Here is a 16,662-nt window from a genome sequence, read left to right as displayed (position 1 = left end):
GCGGCTGCTGCATTGACGGCAGGGCGGCGCCGTGCCGTGGATGCCTATGGACGGAAAAATTTTTTGGCGGATCGGATCGCGACACAACGGTGGATACAAACACTAAATCTTATTGATTTAATTGATGGTTTTGTGTTGCAATACTCCCTGCGCAGGGGAATGCAGCCAAGACTGGCGATAGTATGGTTGCGGATCCGTTGGCGACCGAATCAAGCCACGAGCCTCGGCCCCTCATTTTCCGTGACCATCGGGACGGGCGCCCCCACGATCCGCCGCAGCTCGGCCGCAACACCATCCAGCACCGCGCGTTTTTCCTTCATCCGCTTGGAGTGATTGTAGACCTTGCCCGTCACGGTGGGCACGACAACCTCGACTTTCTTGCTCGCAGCATGGTCGAGGCACTTCGCGATCGCAGCATCATCAAAGCCCAAGTCGCCGGCCAGGGTCGCTGCCGTCCGGCGGAGGTCGTGCGGCGTGAACGGCTTGAGGCCGAGCAGCTCGCAAAGACCGGCAGTCTTCGTCTTGTCCTTGTTCTTCTCGTTCTTGGTGCCACGCAGGGCGTCGGCCATCGCCTTGCGGTGGATCGGCTGGCCCTTGTACATGGGGCTCTCGAACACAAACTGCCGATCATCCAACGCGAGCGCCTCCTTGATGATCTCAACCGCCAGATCCGACAATGGCTGCTGGATCACCCGCCGCTTCTTGACCCGCTTGAGGGGGACGTCGAAGCGCGGGTATTGGCCGTCGAGGTCGAACAGCTCATCCCGGCGCGCGCCGAGCAGTTCGCGAGACCGCAGCATGGTGACCAGCTCAAATTTGAGCGCTAGCCGCGTCCGGCGGTCATAGGGGAGGTCGTCGCGGTCCAGCCCATGCCAGAAAATCCTGATCTCGTCCTCGGACAGGACGAGGGTGCGGGGGTGCTCAGCATCGAGCTTCGGCAGATTGACGCAGGGGCTGGCCGTCACGTAATCGCGGCCGGCTTCCGCCGCCCAGTTGAACAGGCCGGAGGCCGCCTTGCGCATGTGCCGTGCGTTGCTGACCGAGGGCTTGCCGAACTTGCCCGCGACGATGTCGTTCGACAGGGTCGCGATGTCGTGTTTGGTGACCTCCATGGCCAGCTTCTTGCCGAGACGGGGGCGGATGAGGCGGTTGAGGTGGCTTGCCGTATTCTCCCAGCTTTCCAGCCGGGGGCGCATCTCGCCGTCCGGCTTCTTGACCGGCGTCTTCATCCACTTGATGCGCTCGTCGATGATCTCGGCGACGGTCTTGCCGCGCTTCGCCTCCACGACCTTTCGATCGCGGAAGGTCTCGAGGAGGGCGTCGCCGCCCATGGCTTTGAGACCGTAGACCTTGCTGCGGGCGTCCTCGACCGTGAAGGTCTCCGGATTGTAGATGCCCAGCCAGCCGGTGCGCTGTTTGCCGGTCTGCCTGTCCGTGAACTTGAAGGAGAAGGTCGCAATCCCGGCGGTCGTGATGCTGACGTACAGGCCACGGCATTTGCGGTCGTAGAACTTCGTCCGCTGAGCGACGCGTTTCTCGCAGAGGCGGTCGGTCAGGATGACGCTGCTGTTGCGGCCCCGCTTGCCGGCGAGGGAGGGGACAATGGTAGTATTCATGTGGTTTCGGCTCCTAAGGCTCGGGACCAAAGGGCTCGGCTTTGGGGCTTTCAGTCTGTCGTGCGGACGCTGAAAGACTTAGGGCCGGGCCCTTATTTTGGTGAAGCCCGCTGAAACAGCCCGCATCAGGGTAATCCAAAAGCCCTTCATTTAAAGGATTTTCGTAGTTTCGGCGTGTTTCACCGAATGCCAAAATATAGACGTGTGGTCCTGGCCGTCGTTGCTACGGTCAAGCCCTGGCGGATGCGGCAGTCGCGTCAACCGGCGCGCTGCCGGCGACTTTCGTCGGGGTGAGGGAGGCCAGAACGAACTCGGCTCCCGGGAGAGCACGGCATAAGCCGTCCAACCATCGCGCAGGGAAGGCCGAGTGATTGGCTACACCTGTATGCTGCTGTGCGGTCTCCTTTGCGCATTATTCGCGCAGCGGACCGCGGGTGCCAGCCGGCACCCGGCCTTCCCTGCGCCCTCTTGGATTGGAGGGGCGAGCGACGAAGCAAAGCTCGGGCGAAATGCGCCGCGAGGACGCGAAGGCATGCCTGAAAGCCACACACTCGCCGTCATCGCCCGCGCTCCGATTTCGTGCCCCGGACGCAGCGCAGCGTCCCTTCGACGGTGCGCTGCAGAGCCGGGGCCCATATCGCGGCGTCCTGCCGTGCCGCCATCTGGGTCCCGGCTCTGCGCAGCAACGCTTGCGCGTTGCAGCTTGTCCGGGACACGAGCGGGAGCTGCAATCTATCTGCCCAATTGCCCCACCCATTCACAACCCAGTGTCTTGATTCGGGAACGAGCATTCCCTATTATCCCGCAATGCAAAAGGTTGCCCGCCGCTCCCAACCCGTCGCCCGTCCGCCCGGCCGTCCCCGGGAGTTCGACATGGACACCGCGCTCGACCGTGCCGTGCGGGTGTTTTGCGAGCGCGGCTATCATGCCACCTCGATCGGAGACCTCACCGCGGCGATGCGGCTGGCGACGGGGAGCGTCTACAAGGCGTTTCGCGACAAGCAGGCGGTGTTTCTGGCCGCCTTCGAGCGCTACGCCACGGTACGCCGGGAGCAGACCCGCAGCGCGGCCGCGCGCGGCGAAAACGGCCGCGAGCGGCTGCGCCATATGCTGCTGTCCTATGTCGAGCACTCCCAGGGCATCGAGGGGCGCCGCGGCTGCATCGTGGTCGGCGGCGCGGTCGAGCTCGCCGCGCTCGATCCGGAAGTCCGCGCCCGCGTCAACGCGCAGCTCGAGACCAACGAAAGCTTCATCGCCGGCCTCATCCGTGAGGGCCAGGCCGACGGCTCGATTCCCGGTCATGTCGACGTCGATAACACCGCGCGGCTGATGATCTGCATCACGCAAGGCATGCGCGTCGTCGGCAAGGCGCGCCTGCCGCTCGACGGGACGCGCCTCGTCGGCGTCGCGATGAAACTGCTCGCCTGAATTTCTGCCTAATTAGGGAATGAACGTTCCCGATCCATGGAGTCTGTTGGAATGACGATGAATGCCACGATCGAGACCGCGCCCGAACCCGATGCGGTGTCGCAGCGACTGACCTTCGTGCTTGCCGCGGCCTGTGGCATGGTCGCCGCCAACATCTATTACGCCCAGCCGCTGATCGCCCCGATCAGCGCCGCGCTCGGCCTGTCGCACGCCGCCGCCGGATTGATCGTCACCATGACGCAGATCGGCTACGGCGTCGGGCTTCTCTTCATCGTGCCGCTCGGCGACCTCGTCGAGAACCGCACCCTGATCTGCTCGGTCATCACGCTCGGCGCCGCGGCGCTGCTCGCGGCTGCCTTCGCAACGCATGCGCTGCCGTTCCTGATCGCCGCGCTCTTCATCGGGCTCGGCTCGGTCGCGGTGCAGATCATCATTCCCTATGCCGCGCATCTGGCGCCCGAGGCCATCCGCGGCCGCGTCGTCGGCAACGTCTCGACCGGATTGATGCTCGGCATCATGCTGGCGCGCCCCGTGTCGAGCTTCGTCACTGCGGCGTCGTCGTGGCATGCGGTGTTCTTCGGCTCGGCCGCGCTGATGATCGTGCTCGCAGCCGTGCTCTGGATGACGCTGCCGAAGCGCAAGCCGGTCGCGCGCATGCATTACGGCACGCTGCTGCTGTCGATGCCGCATCTGGCCCGGACCACGCCGCTGCTCCGGCGCCGCGCGCTTTATCAGGCGAGCCTGTTCGGCTGCTTCACCCTGTTCTGGACCGTGGCACCGCTCCAGCTCGCCAGCGCGTTCGGCTTCACCCAGCGTGGCATCGCGCTGTTTGCCCTTGCCGGCGTTGCGGGCGTGTTCGCGGCTCCCATCGCAGGACGGCTGGCCGATCGCGGCCATAGCCGCATCGCCACGCTGGTCGCGATGCTGCTCGCGGCCGCCGGCTTCCTCGTGACCTATATCGGCGCGGCCGGCTCGACGCTGAACCTTGCTTGTCTGCTGGTGGCCGCGATCGCCATCGACATCGGCGTGCAGGGCAATGTCGTGCTGGGCTTCCGTGCCATCTTCGTGCTCGGGCACGAGCACCGCAGCCGCCTCAACGGCCTCTATATGGCGACGTTCTTCGCGGCAGGCGCCGCCGGCTCCGCGGTCGGCGCCTGGGCCTTCGCGCAAGGCGGCTGGGCGCTGGCATCGGCCATTGGCCTCGCTCTGCCCGTTGCAGGCCTGGTCTATGCGGCCACCGAGTAGAGGGAGCCGTACGATTGTGCGCCGCGGCCCAGGCCTCGTCCGGGAAACTCCGGGTGATGCGATTTCCACCTCGCGGTTTCGGCGCCGCTGTAGTACTTTGGTCGCAAGCGGGCCCGGTTAATGGGCGGCAGGGGGAGGCTGATGAGACGTGCGGGGCTGTTTGGCGTACCGTGGGTACGGCCATGGTCGTGGCAGGCGTTCCTGCTCGGACTAGCCGTCGTCGCAGTGTCGGCTGTGCTTCAGGGCATCTGTGTCGCGCTCGGCGCAAAACTCTATTTCGCAGCGTTCCTGCCCGGTCTGTTCGTGCTCGGGCTTGTGGCGGGCGCGCCGGCGGCGGCGTTCGCCGCGCTGCTCACCATTCCGCTGGTGTGGTGGGCGTTCATGCCGCCCTTCTTCGAGTTCAATGCGCTGACCAGCGCGAACACCGATTCCATCAACCTGTTCTGCCTGCTTGCCGTGCTGCTGATCGGTCTTGCCGATCTCTGCCGCGAGACCGCGGCGATCATCAGCCGCGGCGGACTGAATTCGGCGGGCAAGAGCGCGGCAACGAATTCGCAATAAATCGGCTTGGCACGCGCGCGCCCGTTGCGCGCGCGCAACAGTCCGGCAACCATCCGCGAGCTTGTTGCGCGCCGCTAACTTTTCGAAAAAGATTTGGCCGCAGTTTCTCCCCCGGGAATGACGAGGGAGTTTTCGGACATGAACGGCCAAACAAGCGGTCACGCCATCCTGGAGAACGTGCGCCGCTACCGCGGCATCGCATCGCTCTATCGCCAGACCGCTGCATTCCGCCCGGGCCAGAGCTGGTCGCTGCTGGAACAGGCGCGGGACTGGGAAGCGCGGGCGTTGGTAGAGCTGGAAGCCTATTTCGCGAGCCATATGGACCATGCCGCGCCGCTGGCGGCCTGATCGTTAACCATCGGCGCGGCCTTGGGCCGGCCCGCGAAGGGCGCGATCGCTGGATCGTGCACGGACATCTCGGGGCGACTACGGAGTTGTCTCGGCGCGCGCCTGTGCTAGCAACCTGCCGATCGAGATCTCGTTCACATCGGCCGGGGGCAAGCGATGACCACCTTCAACCGCATCTTCACGACGGAGCGTCTGCTCCAGATCATCGTGATTCTGGCGGCGACGATCGCGATGAAGCTGATGAGCTGAGTGCCGGCGATCTATCGCATGCCGAACTCGGGCACGTCGGGCAGATAGTTCGACCCTTCCGAGCCCAGAAAATCGAACATCGCCTGGGCCGGCGGCAGCAGCACCTTGTCGCTGCGGCGGATCACGTACCACTGCCGCACGATCGGCAGGCCCGCGACGTCGAGCACGATGAGCCGGCCCTCGGCGAGTTCATGCGCCACCGTGTGGGCCGAGATGAATGCGATGCCGAGCCCGGCGATCACCGCCTGCTTGATGGTCTCGTTGCTGCTCATCTCCATGCCGATGATCGGCTCGAGATCGGACTTCTGGAACATGCCCTCCATCAGCGTCCGCGTGCCCGATCCGGGCTCGCGGGTGAGGAAGGTCTCGTGCACGAGGTCGGTCAGGTTGAGGCCGGAATCCTTCTCCAGCCAGTGCCCCTTGCGCGCGACGATGATGTGCGGATTGCGCCCGAGCTGGCGGACGTCGACCGTGACGTCGGCCGGTGGCCGACCCATCACCGCGAAATCGAGGTCGTAGCCGTGCATGGCCTCGCGGATCTCCTCGCGATTGCCGATGGTGAGCTTGATCTCGATCTTGGGATGCCGCTTCGAGAACGCCGCGATCGCGTGCGGCACGAAATACTTTGCGGTCGAGACCGCACCGAGCTGCACCGTGCCGCCAGTCCGTCCCGCAAGCAGGTCGAGCGCGCCCTGGCAGTCCATGATCGCGGCCTCGACCCGCTCGGCCAGCGCCAGCACCTCCTTGCCGGCCCCCGTCAGCAGCATCCCGTCGCCGGTCCGCTGCACCAGCGGCAGGCCGGCGAGGTCCTGAAGCTGCCGAAGCTGCTGGGTCACGGCCGGCTGGGTCAGCCCGAGCTGGGTCGAGGCCGCCGTGACGCTGCCCTTGGCCGCAAGTGCCGCAAGCGAGCGAAGCTGCCGGATCGTCAGATGCCGGAGCTGGGTCGCCGCATGGCCGGGGCCATTATAAGAAAATTCTTTGGCGCTCATTATGAATAGAAATTTTCCTTATTAAGCCGCCCCTGTCAATCTCCTCATGCCGGGACTGACCGCACCGACCTCCGCCGGAGGGGAATGGAAGCGGCGCCGGCAAAGGGGATGGACGCAGATGACCGGGCAACTCAGGCTGGACGACCACCTTCAACGGTATTCAGAGACCGCGCCCCATGCGCTGGCCGTGGCGGCCGCGCTCGATGCCATCGCGGCGGCCGCGATCGAGATCGCGGACCTCATCGCCACCGGCGATCTCGCCGACGCCTCCGGCCTCAGCACCGGTCGCAACAGCGACGGCGATCTCCAGCGCGATCTCGACGTCCAGGCCGATGCGATCCTGCGCCGCTGTCTCGGCAAGCTGCCGGTCGCAGCGCTGGCCTCGGAGGAGATGCGCGAGCCGCAGATCGGCGACCGCGAGGCCAGGATCTGCGTCGCGATCGATCCGCTCGACGGCTCCTCCAACATCGACATCAACATGACCGTCGGCACGATCTTCTCGATCCTGCCGGCGCCGGACGATCTGTCGCTCGCCTTCCATCAGCGCGGCTCCGCGCAGCTTGCCGCGGGCTTCGTCACCTACGGGCCGCAGACTTCGCTGGTGCTGACGCTCGGCGACGGCGTCGACATCTTCACGCTCGACCGCAAGGCCGGCTGCTTCCGCCTCGCGCGCAACGGCGTGCAGATCTCCGAGGCCTGCGAGGAGTTCGCGATCAACGCGTCGAACCGCCGGCACTGGGATACGCCGGTGCGCGCCTTCGTCGACGAGTGCCTCGCCGGTGTCGACGGGCCCGCCAACCATAATTTCAACATGCGCTGGGTCGGCTCGCTGGTCGCCGAGGCCTATCGCATCCTCACCCGCGGTGGCGTGTTTCTCTATCCCTCCGACGCGCGCCCCGGCTACGGCGACGGCCGCCTGCGCCTCGTCTACGAAGCGCACCCGATGGCGATGATCATCGAGCAGGCCGGCGGCTCCGCCACCACCGGGCGCGAGCGCATCCTCGATCTCTCGGCGCAAAGCCTGCACCAGCGCGTGCCGCTGATCATGGGCTCGAGCAACGAGGTGCGGCGCGTCGAGGAATTGCACTGCGATCCGCTGCTGGTCGCGAGCGTCTCCGCACCGCTGTTCGCGCGGCGCGGCTTCTTCCGGCTCTGAGCGAGGCGTCCCATGTCCAGGAAGCATCCGATCATCTCCATCACCGGCTCCTCCGGCGCCGGCACCACCTCGGTCAAGAAGACCTTCGAGCAGATATTCTTCCGCGAGAAGGTCAACGCCGCCTATATCGAGGGCGACGCGTTCCATCGCTATGACCGCGCCGAAATGCGCACGCAGATGGCGAAGGAGGCCGAACGCGGCAACAAGCACTTCAGCCATTTCAGCCCCGAGACCAATCTGTTCGAGGAGCTGGAGCGCGCCTTCCGCGACTATGGCGAGACCGGCTCGGCGGTGACGCGGCACTACGTGCATGATGCCGAGGAATCCGCGCTGCATGGTACGGCGCCGGGCACCTTCACCGATTGGAAGCAGCTGCCGGAAAATTCGGACCTGCTGTTCTACGAGGGCCTGCACGGCGCCGTCGTTACCGACAAGGTCAACGTCGCGCGCTATGCCGACCTCAAGATCGGCGTCGTGCCCGTCATCAATCTCGAATGGATCCAGAAGCTGCACCGCGACCGCAGTGCGCGGGGCTATTCGACTGAGGCCGTCACCGACACCATCCTGCGGCGGATGCCCGACTACATCCACTACATCTGCCCGCAATTCACCGAGACCGACATCAACTTCCAGCGCGTGCCGACGGTGGACACCTCCAATCCGTTCATCGCGCGCTGGATCCCGACGCCGGACGAATCGATGGTCGTGATCCGCTTCAAGAATCCGCGCGGCATCGATTTCCCCTATCTGCTCTCGATGCTGCCGCAGAGCTGGATGTCCCGCGCGAACTCGATCGTGTGCCCCGGCGCGAAGCTCGATCTCGCGATGCAATTGATCCTGACGCCGCTGATCATGCAGCTGATCGAGCGCAAGCGCAGCCTGAAGTGAACGAGGAGAGAATCCGATGAACATCTCCGTCCACGCCGAAGCCGACCTCACGGCGGTCACGCACAACGATCTCGCCAATGCCGTCCGCTTCCTTGCGGTCGACGCCATCGAGACGTCGCAGTCGGGCCATCCCGGCCTGCCCATGGGCATGGCCGATGTCGCGACCGTGCTGTTCTCGCGTTTCCTGAAGTTCGACTCGGCGCATCCCAACTGGCCGGACCGCGACCGCTTCGTGCTGTCGGCGGGCCATGGCTCGATGCTGCTCTATGCGCTGCTGCATCTGACCGGCGGCGATGTCAGCCTCGACGACATCAAGGCGTTCCGGCAATGGGGCTCCAAGACGCCGGGGCATCCGGAATATGGCCACACGCCTGGTGTCGAGACCACGACCGGGCCGCTGGGGCAGGGGATCGCGACCGCGGTCGGCATGGCGCTCGCCGAACGCATGGCCAATGCGCGGCATGGCGACGGTCTCGTCGATCACTTCACTTATGTCATCGCCGGCGACGGCTGCCTGATGGAGGGCATCAGCCAGGAGGCGATCTCGCTCGCCGGCCACCTCGGGCTTGGCCGCTTGATCGTACTGTTCGACGACAACGGCATCTCCATCGACGGACCGACCTCGCTGGCGACGTCCGATGACCAGCTTGCGCGTTTCGCCGCCTCCGGCTGGTCGGTGCGCCGCGTCGACGGACACGATCCCGAAGCGGTGGCGCAGGCGATTGCAGAAGAGCGCGAGACCGCAAAGCCGTCGCTGATCGCCTGCCGCACCATCATCGGCTACGGCGCGCCGGACCGCCAGGGCACCGAAAAGGCGCATGGCGCTCCGCTCGGCACCGAGCAGACCGCGGCAGCGCGACGGACGCTGGGCTGGGACTATCAGCCTTTCGTGGTGCCGATCCCGATCCTCAAGACGTGGCGGATGATCGGGCAGCGCGGACAGGTGGAGCGTCTTGCCTGGCTCGATCGTTATGAATGCGCGACGCCCGAGCAGCGCGACCTGTTCGTCGAGGGCAAGGCCGTTGCCCTACCGGCCGCCTATACGCTGGCCGCCGCGAAATTGCGTGAGCGCTTTGCCGGCGAGCGTCCGAAGCTCGCGACGCGGCAGGCCTCGCAACAGGTGCTCGACGGCATCGCCGGGACCATTCCCGGCCTGGTCGGCGGCTCTGCGGACCTGACGCATTCGAACCTCACGCACGCCAAGGCGCAGGCTCCGGTCAAGAGCGGTGCGTTCGCCGGCGACTACATCCACTACGGCATCCGCGAGCACGGCATGGCGGCTGCGATGAATGGGCTCGCACTGCATGGCGGCTTCATTCCCTATGGCGGCACCTTCCTCGCGTTCTCCGACTACAGCCGACCTGCCATCCGCCTTGCCGCTTTGATGCGGTTACGCGTCATCCATGTGATGACGCACGACTCCATCGGGCTCGGCGAGGACGGTCCGACGCACCAGCCGGTCGAGCATCTCGCGGCGCTGCGTGTCATTCCGAACCTGCTTGTGTTTCGCCCCGCCGACGCGGTCGAGACGCTGGAGGCCTGGGACTGCGCACTCGAGGCGGAAGATCGTCCATCCGTCCTGTGCCTGTCGCGTCAGGCGCTGCCGACCTTCCGCAGCGATGTCCGCGGCAGGAATCGCGTTGCGCGCGGCGCCTATCTGATCGTATCGCCGGATGGCGGTCGCGACGTCACGTTGATGGCCACCGGCTCGGAAGTCTCGATCGCGCTGGAGGCGGCTCGCCTGCTTGCGACGGAGCACATCCGTGCGGCCGTCGTCTCGGCACCGTGCTTCGCGCTGTTCGAGGAGCAGCCGGATGACTATCGCGCGGCCGTTCTCGGCACCGCGCCCCGTGTCGGTGTCGAGGCCGCCGTCGTCGGCGATTGGCATCGCTGGATCGGCACAGATGGCGAGTTCGTCGGCATGCGCGGCTTCGGCGCCTCGGCGCCGGCACCCGTGCTCTACCGCGAATTCGGCATCACACCGCAAAGCATTGCGGAAGCCGCCCGCCGCGCGATCGCCCGCACTGGCAAACGATAACAGGAGGACTCTTCGTGGCACGTATCACCCTCAGGCAACTGCTCGACCACGCCGCCAGCCACGGCTACGCGGTGCCGGCGTTCAACATCAACAACATGGAGCAGGGCATCGCGATCATGCAGGCGGCGGCCGAGGTCGATGCGCCCGTCATCATCCAGGCCTCGCGGGGTGCGCGCAGCTATGCCGGCGATCTCATGCTCTCGCACATGATCGACGCGCTGGAGCGGACCTATCCGGACATCCCGCTCTGCATGCACCAGGACCACGGCAATGACGAAGCGACCTGCGCCTCCGCTATCGCCCACGGCTTCACCTCGGTGATGATGGACGGTTCGCTGAAAGCCGACGCCAAGACAGCCGCTGATTACGACTACAATGTCGCGATCACCCGCCGCGTCGTCGATCTCGCCCATTGGGTCGGCGCGTCCGTCGAAGGCGAGCTCGGCGTGCTCGGCTCGCTCGAGCATGGCGGGGGCGAGCAGGAGGACGGTCATGGCGTCGAGGGCAAGGTCAGCCACGACCAGCTCCTGACCGATCCCGACCAGGCGGTCGACTTCGTTCGCGCGACCAAGGTCGATGCGCTGGCCATCGCGATGGGCACCTCGCACGGCGCCTACAAGTTCAGCCGCAAGCCGGACGGCGACATCCTGGCGATGCGGGTGGTCGAGGAGATCCATCGCCGGCTGCCGAATACGCATCTGGTCATGCACGGCTCATCGTCGGTGCCGCAGCCGCTCCAGGACATGTTCAACCAGTTCGGCGGCGAGATGCCGCAGACCTGGGGGGTGCCGGTCGAGGAGATCGTGCGCGGCATCAAGAGCGGCGTGCGCAAGGTCAATATCGACACCGACTGCCGGTTGGCGATGACCGCGGTGTTCCGCAAGGTCGCCGCACAAACGCGCTCCGAGTTCGATCCGCGCAAGTTCCTCAAGCCCGCGATGGACGCGATGCGCGACCTTTGCCGCGATCGTTTCGAGCAGTTCGGCACGGCTGGCCACGCGAGCAAGATCAAGGTGATCCCGACGAGCGAGATGGCGCGGCGGTATCGCGCCGGTGAACTCGACCCGCGGATCGATGCCCGCGAGCCCGTCGCCGCCTAGGTCATTCAGAGAGCAGAAGAGAGAAACGAGGAGAACAACATGAACGCACATACCGGCACGGTCCGCGGCAAAGAGCGCTATCGCTCGGGCGTCATGGAATACAAGCGCATGGGCTATTGGGAGCCCGACTACACGCCAAAGGACACCGACGTCATCGCGCTGTTTCGCGTGACGCCGCAGGATGGCGTCGATCCGATCGAGGCGTCGGCCGCAGTGGCCGGTGAATCCTCGACCGCGACCTGGACCGTGGTGTGGACCGATCGTCTGACGGCCGCGGAGAAATACCGCGCGAAGTGCTATCGCGTCGATCCGGTCCCGGGCACGCCGGGCTCGTATTTCGCCTACATCGCCTATGACCTCGACCTGTTCGAGCCGGGCTCGATCGCCAACCTTTCCGCCTCGATCATCGGCAACGTGTTCGGCTTCAAGCCGCTCAAGGCGCTGCGTCTGGAGGACATGCGCTTCCCGGTCGCCTATGTGAAGACGTTCCAGGGACCGGCGACCGGCATCGTGGTCGAGCGCGAGCGACTGGACAAGTTCGGCCGGCCGCTGCTGGGAGCGACGGTGAAGCCGAAGCTCGGGCTTTCCGGCCGCAACTACGGCCGCGTGGTCTACGAGGCGCTGAAAGGCGGGCTCGACTTCACCAAGGACGACGAGAACATCAACTCGCAGCCCTTCATGCATTGGCGCGATCGCTTCCTCTATTGCATGGAGGCGGTGAACCGTGCGCAGGCGGCCTCCGGTGAGGTCAAGGGCACCTACCTGAACATCACCGCGGGCACGATGGAGGACATGTACGAGCGCGCCGAGTTCGCCAAGGAGCTCGGGTCCTGCATCGTCATGATCGACCTCGTGATCGGCTACACCGCGATCCAGTCGATGGCGAAATGGGCGCGGCGCAACGACATGATCCTGCATCTGCATCGCGCCGGTCACTCGACCTATACGCGGCAGAAGAGCCACGGCGTATCGTTCCGCGTCATCGCCAAATGGATGCGCCTGGCCGGCGTCGACCACATCCATGCCGGCACCGTGGTCGGCAAGCTCGAGGGCGACCCCAACACCACGCGCGGCTATTACGATGTCTGCCGCGAGGACTTCAACCCGACGAAGCTCGAGCATGGCCTGTTCTTCGATCAGTCCTGGGCGAGCCTGAACAAGATGATGCCTGTCGCCTCGGGCGGCATCCATGCCGGCCAGATGCACCAGCTGCTCGACCTGCTCGGTGAGGACGTCGTGCTGCAATTCGGCGGCGGCACCATCGGCCATCCCATGGGCATCGCGGCCGGCGCGATCGCGAACCGCGTGGCGCTGGAAGCGATGATCCTCGCCCGCAACGAGGGCCGCGACTACGTCCATGAAGGGCCGGAAATTCTGGCCAGGGCGGCCGAGACCTGCACACCGCTGAAGGCGGCGCTCGAGGTCTGGAAGGACGTCACCTTCAACTATCAATCCACTGACACGCCGGACTTCGTGCCGACCGCGCTCGAAACCGTCTAGGGAGAGCCAAGATGAAACTGACGCAAGGTTGCTTTTCGTTCCTGCCTGATCTGACCGACGACCAGATCACCAAGCAGGTGCAATATTGTCTTACCAAAGGCTGGGCGGTGAATATCGAATTCACCGACGATCCGCATCCCCGCAATACCTATTGGGAAATGTGGGGCCTGCCGATGTTCGATCTCCAGGACGCCGCCGGCGTGATGATGGAGCTCGCGGAGTGCCGCAGGGTGTACAGCGACCGCTACATCCGTATCAGCGGCTTCGATTCCAGCCATGGCTGGGAATCGGTGCGGATCTCCTTCCTCGTCAACCGGCCGCCGCAGGAGGCGGAGTTTGAGCTGGTGCGGCAGGAGGTGGGCGGCCGCGCGATCCGCTACACCACCGTGCGCAAGCAGGCCGTGCACGCGTCAACTTGAGCCATCCGTTCCGCGCGGAGCTCTCCCTGCTCCGCATCCTTGGGCGGACCACTGCTTCGCCGCTCCCCCGCGGCGAAGCTCTTTTCTTCGAGGTGCCAATGCTCGATGTGCCCCATGCAACGACCACTGAGCCCACCGAAACCAGTTTCGACCTCCGCAAGGAGGCCGAGGCGGCCGGGATCACCGGCACGCTGCAACAGCTCGAGCAGGAACTGATCGGATTGAAGCCGGTCAAGAGCCGCGTGCGCCAGATCGCGTCACTGCTGCTGATCGAACGCATCCGGCAGCGTGCGGGCCTGGCCTCCGCGCCGCCGACGCTGCACATGTCGTTCACCGGCAATCCCGGCACCGGCAAGACGACCGTCGCGCTGCGCATGGCCAAGATCCTGCACGGGCTCGGCTTCGTGCGGCGCGGGCAGGTGATCTCGGTGACGCGCGACGATCTCGTCGGCCAGTACATCGGTCACACCGCGCCGAAGACCAAGGAGATCTTGAAGAAGGCGATGGGCGGCGTGCTGTTCATCGACGAGGCCTATTACCTGCACAGGCCCGACAACGAGCGCGACTACGGCCAGGAAGCGATCGAGATCCTGCTCCAGGTGATGGAGAACCAGCGCGAGGACCTCGTGGTGATCCTCGCCGGCTATGGCGAGCGCATGACGAGCTTCTTCGCCTCCAATCCCGGCTTCCGCTCGCGCATCGCCCACCACATCGAATTTCCCGATTATGCGGAGGACGAGCTGCTCGTTATCGCCGAGCTGATGCTGAAGGAGCGGGGCTATCGCTTCTCGGCGGCGGCGCGCCAGGCGTTCGAGAAATACATCGCGCTGCGCCGGACGCAGCCGTTCTTCTCCAATGCGCGCTCGATCCGCAACGCCGTCGACCGCATCCGCTTGCGGCAGGCCGATCGGCTGGTGTCCGATCTCGACCGCATGCTCGACGTCGCCGACCTCGAAACGATCGACCCCATGGACGTTCTGGCGAGCCGCGTCTTCAGCGGCGGCGCCGATGCGCGGAGTGCAAAGCCATGACCAGTGAGATCATCATCGCTCCCTCGATCCTGGCCGCGGATTTCGCGCGGCTCGGCGAGGAGATCGCGGCAATCGACGCGGCCGGCGCCGACTGGATTCATTGCGACGTCATGGACGGACACTTCGTGCCGAACATCAGCTTCGGCGCCGATGTCATCAACGCCATCCGGCCGACGACAAAGAAGGTCTTCGACGTGCATCTCATGATCGCGCCCGTCGATCCCTACCTCGAGGCGTTCGCGAAGGCCGGAGCGGACTTCATCACGGTGCATGCGGAAGCCGGCCCGCATCTCGACCGTTCGCTTCAGGCCATCCGCGCGCTCGGCAAGAAGGCCGGCGTCAGCCTGTGTCCCGCCACGCCCGAGGGCGCGATCGCCTATGTGCTCGACCGGATCGATCTCGTGCTGGTGATGACGGTCAATCCGGGATTTGGCGGCCAGTCCTTCCTGGAATCTCAACTCGCGAAGATCGGACGGATCAAGGCCATGATCGGCGACCGGCCGATCCGGCTCGAGGTTGACGGCGGAATCACGCGCGACAATGCCGCTGCCGTCGCCGCCGCGGGCGCCGATACGCTCGTGGCGGGTTCCGCCGTGTTCCGCGGCAAGAGCGCTGCAGAATACGCCGCCAACATCGCGGCGATTCGCCTTGCTGCCGAGACCGGCCGAGTTCCAAAGCGGCGAGACAACGCAGCGTAGCTGTGCGCATCGGTGGCGACGCACGCATCCGGTAGATTACGGATGGGCATGATGAGGTGATGATACCGAGGCATCGATGGCCTCGTTGCATACGATTTGCCCGGGGTCTTACGGAGAATCCATCACGAGTCGGCCTTGCGCTTCATGCGCGGGTAACCAACGGTGCCGAAGCACCCGTTCGATTAACGGCGGGGCAATGCGCGGCGCGACAATCTGTGGTTCAAGGACTGCAGAGAGCGTGGGATGCAGATTCAATACCTTCACTGGAATGCTGCCCATGGCTGGCGCGGAGCAGATGCCCTGCGCGAGCCTCCCCAACTCGTGCTCTATTTCGGCTGCCGTGAAGGACTGGAGAACGGCGAGCGCTATCGCGAGCTTCGCGGTCGCTATCCCGTCGGCCATATCGTCGGTTGCAGCACCGGCGGACAGATCCATGGCGACGACATCTGCGATGACGTCATCGTCGCCGTTGCCTTGCGCTTCGACCATACGCAGGTGCGGCTCGTGCATGACGTCGTCGAAACCCGCGAGGCGTCGCGCGCCCGCGGCGCGCGTCTTGCGCGCCAGCTGATGGCACCCGATCTGGCGGGCCTGTTTGTCCTGTCGGATGGATTGGCGGTGAACGGCGGTGAGCTGCTTGCCGGGATCACGGAGGTCGTGGGCCCCGACTTGCCCGTCACCGGCGGGCTCGCCGGCGACGGCACCCGTTTTGAACAGACGATCGTCGGGGCGGATTCCGCGCCGCTGCCGAACCGCGTCGCCGCAATCGGATTTTACGGCGCCTCGTTCCATTTCGCCCATGGCTGCGCCGGCGGCTGGGATGTGTTCGGCCCGCGGCGCAAGGTGACGAAGTCGGATGGTCCGGTAGTGGCGGAGCTCGACGGCGAGCCGCCGCTGGATCTTTACACGCGCTATCTCGGTGAGGAGGAGGCTGCGGCCATGCCGGGTTCCGGCCTGGCATTCCCCTTGCGGATTCACGACGAGGCAGAACCGGGTCGGCAGATCGTGCGCTCGGTGTTCGCCGTGGACCGCGATGCCCGGACCCTGACGTTCGCCGCCGACATTCCGGAGGGATGCACCGCGCAGCTGATGCGAGCCAATTTCGACAGTCTCGCGGCGGGCGCCGGCGAGGCTGGCCGGCAGGCGCGCAGCGCTCTCGCGGGCGAGGTTGCCGGCGACAAGCTTGCGATCCTGGTGAGTTGCACCGGCCGCCGCAGGGTGATGGGGCAGCGCACGCAGGACGAACTGGACGCCGTCGCCGCCGAACTCGGCGAGGACGTCGTGCGGATCGGTTTCTACTCCTACGGCGAGATTGCTCCGCCGGCCGCGTCCGGCCGCTGCGAACTGCACAACCAGACCATGACCGTCACTGTCATCGGGGAGGCGGTCGGTTGAC

The 16,662-nt window shown here is 65.6% G+C and carries 15 protein-coding genes; 13 read left to right on the top strand and 2 right to left on the bottom strand.

Translation table 11 applies throughout. From position 1 onward, the window contains the following. Positions 1-209 precede the first annotated feature (209 nt). Positions 210-1,616 carry a tyrosine-type recombinase/integrase gene (locus RAD15_RS32415; RefSeq protein WP_458182519.1) on the bottom strand — a complete coding sequence of 469 codons (1,407 nt, stop codon included), beginning with the start codon at positions 1,614-1,616 and terminating at the stop codon, positions 210-212. A gap of 807 nt (positions 1,617-2,423) precedes the next feature. On the opposite strand from RAD15_RS32415, the gene RAD15_RS32410 reads away from it, so the two are divergent. The 4 genes from RAD15_RS32410 (at position 2,424) to RAD15_RS32395 (ending at position 5,198) form a co-directional block, all read left to right on the top strand. After that, positions 2,424-3,044, top strand: coding sequence for a TetR/AcrR family transcriptional regulator (locus RAD15_RS32410; RefSeq protein WP_458182518.1), 621 nt, complete (start codon positions 2,424-2,426; stop codon positions 3,042-3,044). A gap of 51 nt (positions 3,045-3,095) precedes the next feature. After that, positions 3,096-4,289 (top strand): MFS transporter, encoded by a 1,194-nt coding sequence (locus RAD15_RS32405; protein ID WP_458182517.1) that lies wholly within the window; start codon positions 3,096-3,098, stop codon positions 4,287-4,289. A gap of 141 nt (positions 4,290-4,430) precedes the next feature. Next, entirely contained in the window at positions 4,431-4,850 is a 420-nt protein-coding gene (locus RAD15_RS32400) for a DUF4118 domain-containing protein (protein WP_458182516.1), read from the top strand. A 138-nt stretch (positions 4,851-4,988) separates the two neighbouring features. Then, on the top strand, positions 4,989-5,198 hold the full coding sequence (locus RAD15_RS32395; RefSeq protein ID WP_458182515.1) for a hypothetical protein: 210 nt from the start codon (positions 4,989-4,991) through the stop codon (positions 5,196-5,198). A gap of 260 nt (positions 5,199-5,458) precedes the next feature. Here RAD15_RS32395 and RAD15_RS32390 read toward each other — a convergent pair whose 3' ends face one another. Further along, positions 5,459-6,436: a LysR family transcriptional regulator gene (locus tag RAD15_RS32390; protein ID WP_458182514.1), complete on the bottom strand. Its 978-nt coding sequence runs from the start codon at positions 6,434-6,436 to the stop codon at positions 5,459-5,461. 118 nt (positions 6,437-6,554) lie between these two features. On the opposite strand from RAD15_RS32390, the gene RAD15_RS32385 reads away from it, so the two are divergent. The 9 genes from RAD15_RS32385 (at position 6,555) to RAD15_RS32345 (ending at position 16,661) form a co-directional block, all read left to right on the top strand. Next, positions 6,555-7,592 (top strand): class 1 fructose-bisphosphatase, encoded by a 1,038-nt coding sequence (locus tag RAD15_RS32385; RefSeq protein WP_458182513.1) that lies wholly within the window; start codon positions 6,555-6,557, stop codon positions 7,590-7,592. 12 nt (positions 7,593-7,604) lie between these two features. Then, entirely contained in the window at positions 7,605-8,480 is an 876-nt protein-coding gene (locus RAD15_RS32380) for a phosphoribulokinase (protein ID WP_458182511.1), read from the top strand. A 16-nt stretch (positions 8,481-8,496) separates the two neighbouring features. Further along, the gene (tkt, locus tag RAD15_RS32375; RefSeq protein ID WP_458182509.1) at positions 8,497-10,518 is read left to right on the top strand and encodes a transketolase; all 2,022 of its coding nucleotides are present in this window, start codon (positions 8,497-8,499) and stop codon (positions 10,516-10,518) included. A 14-nt stretch (positions 10,519-10,532) separates the two neighbouring features. Further along, a complete protein-coding gene (fba, locus tag RAD15_RS32370) occupies positions 10,533-11,618 on the top strand; it encodes a class II fructose-bisphosphate aldolase (protein ID WP_458182508.1) in 1,086 nt (361 codons plus the stop codon). A gap of 39 nt (positions 11,619-11,657) precedes the next feature. Next, complete coding sequence (locus tag RAD15_RS32365) at positions 11,658-13,118, top strand: form I ribulose bisphosphate carboxylase large subunit (protein ID WP_458182507.1); 1,461 nt, start codon at positions 11,658-11,660, stop codon at positions 13,116-13,118. Positions 13,119-13,129: 11 nt separating this feature from the next. Continuing rightward, positions 13,130-13,537, top strand: a complete 408-nt coding sequence (locus tag RAD15_RS32360) for a ribulose bisphosphate carboxylase small subunit (RefSeq protein WP_458182506.1) — start codon at positions 13,130-13,132, stop codon at positions 13,535-13,537. 98 nt (positions 13,538-13,635) lie between these two features. Continuing rightward, entirely contained in the window at positions 13,636-14,568 is a 933-nt protein-coding gene (cbbX, locus tag RAD15_RS32355; RefSeq protein WP_458182505.1) for a CbbX protein, read from the top strand. After that, on the top strand, positions 14,565-15,266 hold the full coding sequence (gene rpe, locus RAD15_RS32350; protein ID WP_458182503.1) for a ribulose-phosphate 3-epimerase: 702 nt from the start codon (positions 14,565-14,567) through the stop codon (positions 15,264-15,266). The genes cbbX and rpe overlap by 4 nt, the downstream gene beginning before the upstream one ends. Before the next feature lie 321 nt (positions 15,267-15,587). After that, the gene (locus RAD15_RS32345) at positions 15,588-16,661 is read left to right on the top strand and encodes an FIST signal transduction protein (protein WP_458182501.1); all 1,074 of its coding nucleotides are present in this window, start codon (positions 15,588-15,590) and stop codon (positions 16,659-16,661) included. Position 16,662 lies beyond the last annotated feature (1 nt).

It is taken from the genome of Bradyrhizobium sp. 14AA (genome assembly GCF_054185205.1).
This window is presented reverse-complemented; position numbering and strand designations above follow the sequence as displayed.